Raw genomic sequence first — 12,722 nt, 5'->3', positions numbered from 1 at the left:
ATCAGGAATTCAAGACCTTGCGGCCCGTCGTCCCGTCTTCGGACTGTCTCGTCCCCGGCGGAGGCGGCTATCTATTCGTGCTCCCGGACCCCGTCAACCTTGGCCGGCGAACTTTGTTGAGACCGGCGGATTCCGAAATCCGGCCGCCGTGACAGGCGGGTGACGCACGCCCTCGCCTTCCCCCGTTACCGGCCCTACAAAGACGGCGGGAGGCGTCCGTACCCAACTCATGTTGTCCCAGAAGGCCCGTTACGCGCTCCGCGCCCTTGTCGAGCTCGCCCGCGCGGGCACGCCGCAGGTCACCTCCGGCGAGCTGGCGCTGCGCGCCGATGCGCCGCGCAAGTTCCTGGAGGCCATCTTGCTCGAGCTCGCGCGCAACCAGCTGGTGGTGAGCCGCCGCGGCAAGTTCGGCGGCTACACGCTGGCCCGCCCGGCCCGGGAGATCGCCTTCGCCGAGGTGATCCGGGTGATCGACGGCCCGCTGGCGCTGGCGCCCTGCGTCAGCCCGAGGCTGAACTTCCGCAAGTGCGACGACTGTCCCGACCGCGACGCCTGCACCCTGCGCGAGGCGCTGATGCGGGCCCGCGACGCCACCGCCGATGTGCTGGAGGCCTACACCCTGGCCGACGCGGCCCGCTCCGGCGCCGGCGGCGAGGCCGTCAGGTCCGTGCTCAACTAGGCGGCTCGCCCCTCACCCGGCACGAAAACGGGCGGAGAACGCCTGGTCCCCCGCCCTCGCCGACGCACCGCCGGCTTTCAGCCCGCCCTTGCGGGAGGGGATTTCGTCAGCTGGCCGCGATGTAGGCCTTGAGGCCGTCGGCCTCGGCCTCCACCTCGGAGATCTTGTGCTTCACGAGGTCGCCGATGGAGACGACGCCCACCAGGCGCTCGTTCCGGCACACCGGCAGGTGGCGGATGCGGCGGTCGGTCATCCGGGTGAGCAGGGTGTCCACCGTCTCGCCGGGGTCAGCGTAGATCACGTCCTTGGTCATGCAGGAGGAGATCGGCTGGTCGAGCGCCGCGGCGCCGCCGTCGGCCACCAGCCGGACGATGTCGCGCTCGGAGACGATGCCGACCACGCGCTCGGCGTCGAGCACCACGAGGGCGCCCACCTTGCGGCTGTTCAGCAGCCGGGCGACCTCGGCCACAGTCTCGGTCGGCTTGGCGGTGAACACCAGGTCGCCCTTGGAGCGTAGGATCTGCGACACCAGCATGCGGCGTCTCCTCCCGTTTCGTCGGCGAACACCGTCACCCGAAAGCGGCGGAGAATCAATGCACGCGCGCGTGAAACCTGCCGCTCAACCCCGACGCGCGAGCCAGGCCACGGGGCCGAACAGCAGGACGCCGGCGGCGAAGCCGGCCAGGTGCGCCTCCCAGCCGACGGCCGCGTCGCCCGATCCGGGGACCAGGGCCGAGCCCACCACCGCCAGCACGAGGTTCACGATCAGCCAGGCCGCGCCCATGCCGAGCACGGGACGGGAGAACACCGGGCCGGGCCGCCCCTCGCCGCCGATCAGCCGGGCGGACGCGCCCATCAGGCCGGAGGCCGCGCCCGACGCCCCGATCAGGGCGACGTTCTCGCCGGGATGGAGCGCGGCGAAGCCCAGGGCCGCCAGGGGCGCCGGATACGAGGTAGAAGCCGTAGAACAGCAGCGCGCCCATCAGGCCGAGGCCCAGGTAGCGGGCGACCGGCGTGCCGAAGGCCAGGATGAAGGCGGCGTTCATCAGGGCGTGGGCCCAGCCGCCGTGCAGGAACTGCGACGAGAAGAGCGTCCACCAGCGGCCCGTGGCGAGCGCGTCCGGCCGGAAGGCGAAGGCGTCGGCCACGCGGTTCACGTCGGCCAGGCTTTGCAGGGCGTAGCCGCCGACGATCGCGCCGACCAGGGCCAGCACCGGCCAGGCGCCGCGGTTGAAGAGGGGCTCACGGGTCCGGCGCTCGGCGTCGGGGCCCGGCGTATAGGACGGCCCGTCGGCCTGCCCCTGATAATGGACGATGTTCATCGCCCCCACATGTAGGGCCTCTTCGCGACGGGCGCGATGGCGCCATGTTCCAGCCTTGCCGCCGCCGCCGCGCTCCCCGAAGGTGCCGGCTGCACCTTCGTCCCTCAGGACCCCTCGATGATCCGTTCCCTGTGCGCGGGCCTCGCGCTCTGCGCCGCCCTCGCCGTCGCCCTTCCCCTCCCCGCCGCGGCGCAGCTGAACCTGAAGCCCGGCGAGTGGGCGCAGGCCAAGACCGACCTGCCCGCCGACCGGGACATCCGCTTCGGCGCCCTGCCCAACGGCATGCGCTACGCCATCCGCAAGCAGACCATCCCCCCGAAGCAGGCGGCGGTGCGGCTGTGGTTCGACACCGGCTCGCTGAACGAGACCGACGCCCAGCAGGGCCTCGCCCACTTCCTGGAGCACATGGCCTTCAACGGCTCGAAGGGGGTGAAGGAAGGCGAGATGATCAAGATGCTCGAGCGCCTGGGCCTGGCGTTTGGGCCGGACACCAATGCGTCCACCGGCTTCGACGAGACCACCTACAAGCTCGACCTGCCGAGGACCGACGACGAGACGGTGGACACCGCCCTGATGCTGCTGCGCGAGGCGGCGGGGAACCTGACCATCGACCAGGCGGCCGTGGACCGCGAGCGCGGCGTGGTGCTCTCCGAGGAGCGGGCCCGCGACACCCCCGGCTACCGGCTGATGAAGGAACGCTTCGCCTTCCAGATGCCGGGCCAGCGCGTGCCGACCCGCTATCCCATCGGCCAGGTGGAGGTGCTGAAGACCGCCCCGGCGGCGGAGCTGCGCGACTATTACCAGCGCTGGTACCGGCCCGAGCGCGCCGTGCTGGTGGTCGTCGGCGACTTCGACGTGGCGGCCATGGAAGCCAAGGTGCGCGCCGCGTTCGCCGACTGGCAGGCCGTGGGTCCGGCGGGCGTCGAGCCCGACCTTGGCGCGGTGAAGCCCCGCCAGACCGAGGTGAAGGTGGTCGTCGAGCCCGGCGCGCCGCTCAACATGCAGATCGCCTGGGTCCGGCCGCCGGACCTGCGCGCCGACAGCCGCGCCAAGCGCCGCGCCGACCTCGTGGAACGGCTGGGCTTCTCGGTGCTGAACCGCCGGCTGTCGCAGATCGCCCGGGCCGCCGACCCGCCGTTCATCGGGGCGGGGGCCAGCAGCTACGAGATGCTGCGGAGCCAGGAGATCACCGGGGTCGGCGTCAGCGCCCAGCCCGGACGCTGGAAAGCGGCCCTGGAGGCGGTGGAGCGCGAGCAGCGCCGGGCCGTGCAGTACGGCGTGCGCCAGGACGAGCTCGACCGCGAGATCGAGGAGATGCGCGCGGCGTTCAAGGCGGCCGTGGCCGGCGCGGCTACGCGGCGCCCGGCCGAGCTGGCCGGCGAGATCGTGAGTTCGCTGGGCGAGGACCTGGTGGTGACCAGCCCGGCCGACGACTTCGCCCTCTTCGAGGAATCGGTGAGGGGGCTCAAGGCCGAGGAGGTGTCGGCGGCGCTGAAGCGGAGCTTCACCGGCTCCGGGCCGCTGGTCTTCGTGGCCACGCCCCAGCCGATCGAGGGGGCCGAGAAGACCGTGCTGGCCGCCTTCGAGGGCTCACGCCAGGTGGCGGTCACGCCGTCGGCGGCCCCGGCGCAGATCGCCTGGCCCTACGAGAGCTTCGGCCCGGCGGGCAAGGTCGCCGAGCGGCGCGAGCTCGCCGACATCGGGGCCACCTTCATCCGCTTCGAGAATGGCGTGCGCCTGACCGTCAAGCCGACGGACTTCCGCGACGACGAGGTCCTGGTCAGGGTCAACGTCGGCGACGGCCTGCTGTCGCTGCCGAAGGACCGCCAGGGCATGGGCTGGACCTCCAGCGCCTTCATCGAGGGCGGGCTCAAGAAGATCAGCAACGACGACATGGAGCGCGTGCTGGCCGCCAAGGTCTATGGGGCGAGCTTCGGGATCACCGACGACGCCTTCGTGCTGTCCGGCGGCACGCGGACCGGCGACCTGCCGACCCAGCTCCAGGTGCTGGCCGCCTATCTCGCCGAGCCCGGCTGGCGGCCCGAGGCGTTCGCCCGGCTGAAGACCGCCTTCGCCACCGCCCACGACCAGCTCGAGGCGACCGATTCCGGCGTGCTCCAGCGCGAGCTCGCCGGCCTGGTGCGCAGCGGCGACCGGCGCTGGACCTATCCCTCGCGCACCGAGATCTCCGAGGCGACGCTGGCCGACCTGCAGAGCCAGGTGGCGCCGCACCTGGCCCGCGACCCGGTGGAGGTGGTGATCGTCGGCGATACGACGGTGGAGGCCGCCATCGCGGCGATGTCCACCACCTTCGGCGCCCTGCCCGCCCGGGCGCCGGCCCGGACCATCCCCGACGCCGAGCGGCGCGTGGTCTTCCCCGTGGCGCCGGCCGAGCCCGTGGTCTTCACCCACAAGGGCCGGGCCGACCAGTCGATCGCCTACATCGCCTGGCCGACCACCGACGTCTTCGCCAACCCGCAGCAGGCCCGCGAGATCGCCACCCTGGGCGAGGTGATGCGGCTTCGGCTGACCGACGAGCTGCGCGAGGTCCAGGGCGCCACCTATTCGCCGGGCGTGAACTACAGCCAGAACCTCGTCTGGACCGGCTGGGGCTACATCGCCGCCTCGGTGGAGGTGCCGCCCGCCAAGCTGGAGGAGTTCTTCGCCGACGTGCGCAGGATCGCCGCCGACCTGCGCGCCAGGCCGGTCAGCCAGGACGAGCTCGACCGGGCGAAGAAGCCCCGCATCGAGAGCCTGCAGCGGGCCCGGCTCGGCAACGGCTACTGGGTGGCCCAGCTCTCCGACGCCCAGGCCGACCCGCGCCGGCTGGAGCTGATCCGCGACCAGATCCCGGGGGCGCAGAAGGTGACGGCGGCGGACGTCCAGCGCGCGGCCCAGGCCTTCCTGACCGACGACAAGGCCTACCGGATCGTCGTGCGTCCGCAGGACGCCCAGACCCGGACGGCGGCGAAGGAGTAGACCCCAGGCCCTGTGCCAACCCGGCACAGGTCCCGGCTGGCGCGGAATCTGCAGCGGCGGGGCTGCGGCCGCGCCCTTGGCCGCGAAGAGCGCCCATGATGTTCCATTCCAACACGGAACAGATGATCGCCTACTGGACCGCCCGCGCCGCCGGGGGCCGCGCCCCCTCGCGCGCCAGCGTCCAGCCGGCCGACTTCCGCCAGCTCATGCCGCAGGTGTTCATCCTCGGCCGTGAGGACCGCGGCTGTTACCCGATCCGACTCTCCGGCGGCTTCGTGGGCGACCTGCACCGCCGCGACCTGCGGGGCGTGAACGCCCTGAGCCTGTGGTCCGAGCGCGATCGCCTGCGCCTGCAGACCGCGCTGGAGGAGATCCGCACCCGGCCCGAGCCGCTGGTCGCGGTCACCGAGGCCCTGACCGAGGGGCCGAGCCTGCCGATGGAGGTGCTGTTCGCGCCGCTGACGTCGCACGACGGCGGCCCGGACCGGTTCCTCGGCCTCTACCAGCCGACCTCCATGGTGGCGCGCCTGATGGGCCGCCCCGCCTTCGAGCTTTCCGTCCGCCGCCTGCGCCGGCCCGGCGCGGCCAATGAGGAGGACGCTCCGCGCGTCCGCCTCGCCGCCGTCTCCGGACGGCAGGTGGCCTGACGACACGGGACTGACGTCACCCCGGCGCTCGCCGGGGTCCGCGAGGCGCCTGATCTCTCCAGGCGAGCCCATTGCCTAGGCGCCCGCGGATGGCCGGACCTGGCCATGACGCCCTTTATCTACAGGGAGCACTTGGGGCCGCCCCGCGAAGGGCGGCCTTTTCTTTGCTGAAGCCCCCAGCTTAGGCCGCCTTGGCGTCGTCGCCGTAAACCGGGGCGTCGTCGGCCGGCAGGTAGGCGCGGCCGCGGATCGCGTCGGAGATCTTCTCGGCGATCATGATGGTCGGCGCATTGGTGTTGCCGCCCACCAGCGTCGGCATGACCGAGGCGTCGATGACGCGCAGACCCTGCAGGCCCTGCACGCGGCATTCGGCGTCCACCACCGCCATCGGGTCGCCCGCCGCGCCCATGCGGCAGGTGCCCACCGGGTGGTAGATGGTCTCGGCGGAGCGGCGGACCCAGGCGTCGATCTCGGCGTCGGTCTGCACGCCCTCGCCCGGCGCGTACTCGGCCCCCCGGTAGGGATCGAGCGCCGATTGGGCGGCCACCTGGCGCATCATCTTCACGCCCTCGCGGATCGCGCGGCGGTCCTCCTCGGCAGAGAGGTAGTTGGCGAAGATCGCCGGATCGTCCAGCGGGTCGGCGCTCTTCAGCCCGACCCGGCCGCGGCTCTCCGGGCGGAGCTGGCAGATGTGGAAGGTGAAGCCGTCCTTCTCGACCTGCACCTTGCCGTGGTCCTGCATGATGGCGAGCACGGTGTGGATCTGCAGGTCGGGCCGGTCGAGATCGGGCCGGGAGCGCAGGAAGGCGCCGCTCTCCAGGAAGTTCTGCCGCCCGATCCCCTTGCCGAACAGCATGTAGGAGAGGCCGACGCCGAGGGTTTTGATCAGCCCCTTGCGCATGGAATAGATCGTGATGGGCTGGGGGCACTCCCAGCTCATGCAGACGTCCAGGTGGTCCTGGAGGTTGGCGCCGACGCCCTTCAGCTCGTGCACCACCTTGATGCCGTGGCGGGCGAGCTCCTCGCCGTCGCCGATGCCGGAGAGCTGCAGGATGTGCGGCGACTGCACCGCGCCGGCCGACAGCAGGACCTCCGCGTCCGCGTGGATGATGCGCGCCGGCTTCTTGCCCTCGATGACCTCGACCCCGGTCGCCCGGCCGTTCTCGACGACGATGCGGGTCGTCCGCGTGTCGGTCAGGCAGGTGAGGTTCGGCCGCTTCAGGGCCGGATGCAGGTAGCCCCTCGCCGCGCTCCAGCGCTGGCCGTCGTGGATGGTGAGCTGGTAGGGCCCGAAGCCCTCCTGCTGGAAGCCGTTGAAGTCCTTGGTCAGCGGATAGCCGGCCTGGGCGCCCGCCTCGATGCTGGCCTTGTAGATCGGGTTCGGCGAGGACGCCTTGGAGACCTTCAGCGGGCCGTCGCCGCCGTGCCAGGGATCGCCGCCGCCCTCCAGGCTCTCCGAGCGCTTGAAGTAGGGCAGCACGTCGGCGTAGCCCCAGCCGGGCAGGCCCATCTGCCGCCACTGGTCGTAGTCCCGCGCGTGGCCGCGGATATAGATCATGCCGTTGATCGAGGACGAGCCGCCCCAGCCCTTGCCGCGCGGCCACCAGAGCTTGCGGTTATCGAGGTTCGGCTCGGCTTCCGTCCAGAAGCCCCAGTTGTACGGCCCCTGCTTGCCGATCAGCTGGCCGACGCCGGCCGGCATCTTCACCAGCAGCGAGTTGTCCTTGCCGCCGGCCTCGATCAGCAGGACGCGCTTGGACGGATCCTCGGTCAGCCGCGCGGCCAGGACGCAGCCCGCCGAGCCCGCGCCGATGATGATGTAGTCGTAGCGCTCCACGGCCTTCCGCTCCCTCACTTGTTCCGGCAAAGGTGACGCAGGCGTCACCTTTAGGCAAGGCTTCCCCGAGGGCAGACCTTCAGGTCACATCAGCCCGAGCCGGACCACGACCAGGCCGAAGATGATCAGGGCCCAGAAGCAGAACCACAGCAGGAACCAGGTCCGCCAGGCGGCCGAGAACCAGCTCAGGCCGTAGGCGCCCTTGAGCTGGAAGAACATGTGCGCCGGCACGATGAAGGGGATGACCGCCCAGCCGACGGTCCAGGCGATGGGCAGCCGCGCCGCCACCGCCATCACGGTGATCAGCAGCGACATGAAGGTCATCGAATAGAGGACGAAGACCCCGTGGTCATAGAGCGTGAAGCCGCGCTTCCAGAGGAACAGAAGGGCCACGAAGGGGATCGAGATGGGGATCAGCAGGAAGGAGAATTTGTAGAAGGTCTGCTGGAACTTGTAGATCGCCAGATCCGGGTTCTCGGCCAGGTGCTCGATCTTCTTCTGCAGCTTCTTGTTCGGCAGGTTGATGCCGAGCTTGCCCTCGTGGGCCGACCTCGAAAGCCGCTCCTTCCAGTCGCCTTCCCCCATGACGTCGGCCGCGGTGCTGACGCCCTGCAGGTCCTCGCGCGCGCTCTCCAGCTCGGCCTGCGCCGCCTTGACACCGGCCTGGGCCTCGGCGCGGGCCTCGTCCGTGGTCGCCGCCTTCAGCGCCTCCTCGGCGCGGGCGAGGGCCGTGGCCCGGTTCGCCACGTCGGCCGCCGCCTCGGCGCGGACGGTCGCCAGCGTCTTCGTCGGCAGCGGGGCCGGCGCGTAGCTGATCAGCATGAACATGACGAAGACGGTGAACAGGAACATCGCCAGCGGCGAGACGTAGCGCGTCCGTTTGCCCTGCACCCATTCGCGGGTGAGCTGGCCCGGACGGAACAGCAGCAGCGGGATCGTCCGCCACAGCCGGCCGTCGAAGTGCATCACCCCGTGCAGGATCTCCTCGCCGAGGTGCAGCAGGCTGCGGTGGACGTGGGCGGGCTGGCCGCAGGCGGCGCAGAACCGGCCGGTCAGCTCCGCGCCGCAGTCCGAACAGAGATGGTGCGGCTCGCCCGCCTTGCCCGTCGGCTTCTCGATGGCGCCGGCCACGAGGCCCGCCGTCGCGGCGTCCCCGACCGAACCGATATCGACCATGTCACCCCCCGGTTCCCGATCGGGGCTATGTGACCAGATTGGCGACGGCGGGCAAGCAAAGCACGGGCCTATTCGGAGGCCGCCGCGGCTTCTGTCACGGCGTGGGCACGGCGCTCCTTGGCGCGCTTGCGCGGCAGGAAGCCCATCTCGACAAGGCCCCAGATCCAGAAGGGCAGCGACAAGAGCGCAATCAGCCCGCTGAGCGGCTCATTGGTTTCGCTGTCGATCCCGGCAACCGCGCCGATCAGCCCTGGGATGAACGCGAAGACCAGCAACCACCAGGCCGACTTGCCCCGGTCGTGCAGCCGACGGACCTGAACGGCGAGGCTGGCCACAAAGAGCGCCAGCAGGATCGGGAACGCGAGAAGGCTAACGAGCACGCCGTCTCCCACCCTGGTGGCGATCAGACCGATGACAATTAGGACAGCGTAGAGCGCGAGGACCGTCAGCCAGAACTCCTTCCGGGTCGCCTGACCCCTGAAGTCAAAGAGACGTCTCAGTTGCTCCATTACCGCCCCTTCCACGCCGGCTTGCGCTTCTGCGCAAAGGCGAGCGGCCCTTCCACGAAATCCTCCGAGCGGAAGAGGGCAGCGACGGCCGGGTACCTGTTCTGGCCCTTGATCGCGGCCTCGAGGCTGGCCTCGTCCAGCCCCTGGTAGACGGCCTCTTTCGAGGCCCGGACCGACATGGGCGAGAGCTCGGCGATCGTCGCCGCCCATTCGCGGGCCGTCCGCATCAGGTCCTGGGGCGCGGTCACTTCGTTGACGAAGCCCAGCTCCTTGCCCTCGGCGGCGGAGACACGGCGGCCGGTGAGGATCATGCCCATGGCCCGCTTGGTCCCGATGGCCCTGGGCAGGCGGTGCAGGCCGCCGGCCAGCGCCGCCAGGCCCACGCGCGGCTCGGGCAGGGCGAACATGGCCGCCTCCGAGGCGATGATGATGTCGCAGGCGAGCGCGATCTCGAACCCGCCGCCCATGGCCACACCGTTCACCGCGGCGATCAGCGGCTTGGTGAGGTCGAAGCGCGAGGTGAGGCCCGCGAAGCCCGACGGCGGGCTCTTCATCTCGCCGCCGCCGGCCTGGTGCTTCAGGTCGTTGCCGGCGGAGAAGGCGCGGTCCCCGGCCCCGGTTACGATGCCGACCCATTGGTCGGGGTCGGCGGCGAAGGCGTCGAACGCCTCGTGCAGCTCGAAGTGCGCCGGCGAATGCAGCGCGTTCATAACCTCCGGCCGGTTGAGCACGAAGGTGGTGACCGGACCGTGCCGCTCCACCTGGATGAACTGATAGGCCATGCTGCGCTTCCTCTCTTTATAAGGAGAGGCTCGTCGGGCGCCGTCGCGTCCGTCAAGCCACGAGCGCGCGTCAGGCGAAGTGTGCGCGGTTCGCCGCCCCGACGCGCGAAGCGAAAGATGGAGGCTCGCCGATGACCGGCCAACCCGACGACCTCGACGGCGAGGGCTACGACATCGAGGACTGGGGCCGGCTGAAGCCCTTCGCCGGCCGGGTGGCGACGCTGGAGGACGTGCAGGCCCGGGCGGCGGTCTTCGCGCTGGGCGACACCGGCGATCCCCGGACCATCGACATGGACCTGCCCCAGCCGGTGATCTGGTGGAGCGACGACGGCGAGCTGGCGGCCATCGCCGTCCAGGCGGAGGCGCACGACACCGAGGACGGCGAGACCATGGAGGTCGTGGGCCTGATCCTGCCCGACGGGGAAGGCGCGGTGGCGCTGCTGGACGACGTCGACCTCGTCGACGACAGCGACCCGGTCTGGCGCCGGCTGGTCACCGAGGCGATCGGTGACGAGACCGGCGACGACGAGGACTAAGTGGGGTGGCCGACTCCCGATCGCGTCCGTTGCGCGTAGGATCGACGGCAGAGGGATCGGAGTAGCCCATGCCCGCGCCGGCCTATGCCATCGCCGCCGTCCAGACGGCCCTGCCAGTGAAGCTGGATCCCTGGGCCGGCGCGGCGGGGACCCTCACCATCACCTACGCCTTCGAAAACGAGCAATCCTCCGAGTTCCTGCGCAGCTACTCGGGCTGGGCGGCCTGGACCGACGCCGAGAAGGAGGCCGTCCGCCAGGGGCTGCGCGAGTACGAATCCGTCGTCGACGTGCGCTTCGTCGAGGTGCTGGCCGGCCCCACCGATCCGATGATCGCGTTTGGCCGGGTGGACGTGGCCTCGGTCGCCGAGACCTGGTGGAAGATCTCCTACGGCACGGACGCGACCGGCCAGCTCGCCATCCACCGGTGGGACGCGGGCGTGGTGTTCGACAACGGCCGCGACCTGACCCTGCCCAACGCCCAGTGGCTGATCCTCCACGAGATCGGCCACGCCATGATGATGAAGCACACGGGGGACTACGACACGACCGGCAAGGCGACCGCCGGCCCGTTCCTGCCGGTGGACGAGGACAACCGCGATCACACCGTCATGTCCTATGTCTGGAACGACGGCGCGGCCCCTTCCCTCCAGCTCCAGCTCTATGACATCGCGGCCCTGCAGGCGCGCTGGGGTGCGAACACCACCGAGGCGGCCGGCGACAGCGTCTATAGCTTCGACACGCCGGGGGTCTTCGCCATCTGGGATACCGGCGGGACCGATCGGATCGAGGCCGGCTCCACGGGCGGCGCGGTGGCCGTCGATCTCAACGAAGGCGAATTCTCCCAGCTCGACGGCCAGAACCGCATCTCGATCGCCTGGGGCGCGAAGATCGAGGAGGCCGCCGGCGGCGCATCCGACGACCGGCTCCGCGGCAACGACCTCGACAACCGCCTGACCGGCGGCTCCGGCGGCGACACGATCGAGGGCGGGGCGGGGCTCGACTACCTGCGGGGCGAGGCCGGCGACGATTCCATCGTCGGCGGCGCAGGCTTCGACGACGCCCACGGCAACATGGGAAACGACACGGTCCGCGGCGGCGACGGCGACGACTGGGTGGTGGGCGGCAAGGACCAGGACCAGCTCTTCGGCGAGGCCGGCTTCGACATCGTCTACGGCAACCTCGGCGACGACACCTGCGAGGGCGGCGACGGCGGCGACTGGGTCCGCGGCGGCCAGGGGAACGACCTGGTGCTGGGCGGCGACGGCGCCGACTGGCTGTGGGGCGACCGGGGCGACGACACGGTGACCGGCGGCGGCGGAGCGGACGACTTCCACCTGCAGGCCGGCTGCGCAATCGACCGCGTCACCGACTTCAGCCTGGCCGAGGGCGACCGGGTCTTCGTCGACGGCGCCGCCGGCTACACGGTCAGTCTGTCGGGCGCCGACACCGTCATCGATCTCGGCGACGGCGACCGCATGATCCTGGTGGGCGTGCAGCTTTCGGCCGGCGCCTGGCTTGTGGTGAGCTGAGGCCCGGCTAGGCCTCCACGATCTCGCGCCGATAACGCTTCCAGTTCTCGACGTAGTGGGCGGAGCCCAGCGCCATCATCCGGGCCTGCTGCTCGGTGAGCTCGCGGACCACCTTGCCTGGGGCGCCCATGACGAGCGAGTTGTCGGGGATCTCCTTGCCCTCGGTGATCAGGCAGTTGGCGCCGATCAGGCAGTTCTTCCCGATCTTCGCCCCGTTCAGCACGATCGAGCCGATGCCGACCAGGCTGTTGTCGCCGATCTCGCAGCCGTGGAGCATCACCATGTGGCCGACCGTCACATTGGCGCCGATGATCAGGGGTGATCCCGTGTCGGTGTGCAGGACCGAGCCGTCCTGGACGTTGGAGCCTTCCCCGACGACGATAGGATCGTTGTCGCCACGCAGGGTTGCGCCCCACCAGATCGACGCGTTCTTCTTGAGAATCACGCGTCCGATCACGGCCGCATTCGGCGCAATCCAGTATTCGTCATCTGCTGGTAATTCAGGCGTCACATTCCCCAAATTGTAGACTGCCATTCAATTCCCTCGATGCTTGCGGCAAAGCGTCAGTTTAACGGTTCGGAAACCACGCTAGCATCATTGTAGTCAGGCGATTCGAGAGGTGAAACCGCCCCTCGCGTCGCCGCGGACCGAGCACCGGTTCCGTGTCTCGCGCTGGACGGAGTTGATGGCGCTGAGTTGGTCGTACCCTCGGGCGGTTCCGCCCG

At 70.5% G+C, this 12,722-nt stretch carries 12 protein-coding genes and 1 pseudogene; 5 read left to right on the top strand and 8 right to left on the bottom strand.

What is annotated here, in order from left to right; translation table 11 throughout:
• The first annotated feature begins 229 nt into the window (after positions 1 to 229).
• Positions 230 to 679: an Rrf2 family transcriptional regulator gene (locus LRS04_RS14285; RefSeq protein WP_257816941.1), complete on the top strand. Its 450-nt coding sequence runs from the start codon at positions 230 to 232 to the stop codon at positions 677 to 679.
• Between the two features lie 106 nt (positions 680 to 785).
• On the opposite strand, the gene LRS04_RS14280 is transcribed toward LRS04_RS14285, so the two are convergent.
• From LRS04_RS14280 to LRS04_RS27985, 3 genes and pseudogenes are all read right to left on the bottom strand, one after another.
• The gene (locus LRS04_RS14280; protein WP_257816940.1) at positions 786 to 1,214 is read right to left on the bottom strand and encodes a CBS domain-containing protein; all 429 of its coding nucleotides are present in this window, start codon (positions 1,212 to 1,214) and stop codon (positions 786 to 788) included.
• A gap of 84 nt (positions 1,215 to 1,298) precedes the next feature.
• Positions 1,299 to 1,565, bottom strand: a complete 267-nt coding sequence (locus LRS04_RS27990) for a rhomboid family intramembrane serine protease (protein ID WP_374577200.1) — start codon at positions 1,563 to 1,565, stop codon at positions 1,299 to 1,301.
• Positions 1,566 to 1,635: 70 nt separating this feature from the next.
• A pseudogene (locus LRS04_RS27985) lies at positions 1,636 to 2,001 on the bottom strand (rhomboid family intramembrane serine protease); the annotation flags it as partial.
• A gap of 117 nt (positions 2,002 to 2,118) precedes the next feature.
• Between LRS04_RS27985 and LRS04_RS14270 the strand changes: the two are divergent.
• Together LRS04_RS14270 and LRS04_RS14265 are read left to right on the top strand one after the other, a co-directional pair.
• The gene (locus tag LRS04_RS14270; RefSeq protein WP_257816938.1) at positions 2,119 to 4,980 is read left to right on the top strand and encodes a pitrilysin family protein; all 2,862 of its coding nucleotides are present in this window, start codon (positions 2,119 to 2,121) and stop codon (positions 4,978 to 4,980) included.
• A gap of 98 nt (positions 4,981 to 5,078) precedes the next feature.
• Positions 5,079 to 5,627, top strand: a complete 549-nt coding sequence (locus LRS04_RS14265) for a PAS domain-containing protein (RefSeq protein WP_257816937.1) — start codon at positions 5,079 to 5,081, stop codon at positions 5,625 to 5,627.
• 181 nt (positions 5,628 to 5,808) lie between these two features.
• On the opposite strand, the gene LRS04_RS14260 is transcribed toward LRS04_RS14265, so the two are convergent.
• The 4 genes from LRS04_RS14260 to LRS04_RS14245 form a co-directional block, all read right to left on the bottom strand.
• Positions 5,809 to 7,464, bottom strand: coding sequence for a choline dehydrogenase (locus tag LRS04_RS14260; protein WP_257816936.1), 1,656 nt, complete (start codon positions 7,462 to 7,464; stop codon positions 5,809 to 5,811).
• Between the two features lie 84 nt (positions 7,465 to 7,548).
• Positions 7,549 to 8,640: a DUF3667 domain-containing protein gene (locus tag LRS04_RS14255; protein WP_257816935.1), complete on the bottom strand. Its 1,092-nt coding sequence runs from the start codon at positions 8,638 to 8,640 to the stop codon at positions 7,549 to 7,551.
• Between the two features lie 68 nt (positions 8,641 to 8,708).
• Positions 8,709 to 9,149 carry a DUF805 domain-containing protein gene (locus tag LRS04_RS14250; RefSeq protein ID WP_257816934.1) on the bottom strand — a complete coding sequence of 147 codons (441 nt, stop codon included), beginning with the start codon at positions 9,147 to 9,149 and terminating at the stop codon, positions 8,709 to 8,711.
• Positions 9,149 to 9,931 carry an enoyl-CoA hydratase-related protein gene (locus tag LRS04_RS14245; protein ID WP_257816933.1) on the bottom strand — a complete coding sequence of 261 codons (783 nt, stop codon included), beginning with the start codon at positions 9,929 to 9,931 and terminating at the stop codon, positions 9,149 to 9,151. Before LRS04_RS14245 ends, LRS04_RS14250 begins: the two co-directional genes overlap by 1 nt.
• Before the next feature lie 131 nt (positions 9,932 to 10,062).
• Between LRS04_RS14245 and LRS04_RS14240 the strand changes: the two genes are divergently transcribed.
• The gene (locus tag LRS04_RS14240) at positions 10,063 to 10,467 is read left to right on the top strand and encodes a hypothetical protein (RefSeq protein WP_257816932.1); all 405 of its coding nucleotides are present in this window, start codon (positions 10,063 to 10,065) and stop codon (positions 10,465 to 10,467) included.
• Positions 10,468 to 10,535: 68 nt separating this feature from the next.
• Positions 10,536 to 11,996 (top strand): M10 family metallopeptidase C-terminal domain-containing protein, encoded by a 1,461-nt coding sequence (locus tag LRS04_RS14235; protein WP_257816931.1) that lies wholly within the window; start codon positions 10,536 to 10,538, stop codon positions 11,994 to 11,996.
• Positions 11,997 to 12,003: 7 nt separating this feature from the next.
• Here the strand turns inward: LRS04_RS14235 and LRS04_RS14230 are convergent, their stop codons facing one another.
• Positions 12,004 to 12,531, bottom strand: coding sequence for a gamma carbonic anhydrase family protein (locus LRS04_RS14230; protein ID WP_257816930.1), 528 nt, complete (start codon positions 12,529 to 12,531; stop codon positions 12,004 to 12,006).
• Positions 12,532 to 12,722 lie beyond the last annotated feature (191 nt).

Source organism: Phenylobacterium sp. J367 (assembly GCF_024699985.1).
Classification (GTDB): domain Bacteria; phylum Pseudomonadota; class Alphaproteobacteria; order Caulobacterales; family Caulobacteraceae; genus Phenylobacterium.
Note: the sequence above shows the minus strand (reverse complement) of the source record. Positions and strands in the feature narration are given on the sequence as shown.

What these genes read in the sequence shown, in the direction of transcription:
- LRS04_RS14235 (WP_257816931.1), top strand. Translation starts at nt 10,536, where the DNA reads ATGCCCGCGCCGGCCTATGCCATCGCCGCCGTCCAGACGGCCCTGCCA.
- LRS04_RS14265 (WP_257816937.1), top strand. Translation starts at nt 5,079, where the DNA reads ATGTTCCATTCCAACACGGAACAGATGATCGCCTACTGGACCGCCCGC.
- LRS04_RS14245 (WP_257816933.1), bottom strand. Translation starts at nt 9,931, where the DNA reads ATGGCCTATCAGTTCATCCAGGTGGAGCGGCACGGTCCGGTCACCACC.
- LRS04_RS14240 (WP_257816932.1), top strand. Translation starts at nt 10,063, where the DNA reads ATGACCGGCCAACCCGACGACCTCGACGGCGAGGGCTACGACATCGAG.
- LRS04_RS14280 (WP_257816940.1), bottom strand. Translation starts at nt 1,214, where the DNA reads ATGCTGGTGTCGCAGATCCTACGCTCCAAGGGCGACCTGGTGTTCACC.
- LRS04_RS14230 (WP_257816930.1), bottom strand. Translation starts at nt 12,531, where the DNA reads ATGGCAGTCTACAATTTGGGGAATGTGACGCCTGAATTACCAGCAGAT.
- LRS04_RS14270 (WP_257816938.1), top strand. Translation starts at nt 2,119, where the DNA reads ATGATCCGTTCCCTGTGCGCGGGCCTCGCGCTCTGCGCCGCCCTCGCC.
- LRS04_RS14285 (WP_257816941.1), top strand. Translation starts at nt 230, where the DNA reads ATGTTGTCCCAGAAGGCCCGTTACGCGCTCCGCGCCCTTGTCGAGCTC.
- LRS04_RS14255 (WP_257816935.1), bottom strand. Translation starts at nt 8,640, where the DNA reads ATGGTCGATATCGGTTCGGTCGGGGACGCCGCGACGGCGGGCCTCGTG.
- LRS04_RS14250 (WP_257816934.1), bottom strand. Translation starts at nt 9,149, where the DNA reads ATGGAGCAACTGAGACGTCTCTTTGACTTCAGGGGTCAGGCGACCCGG.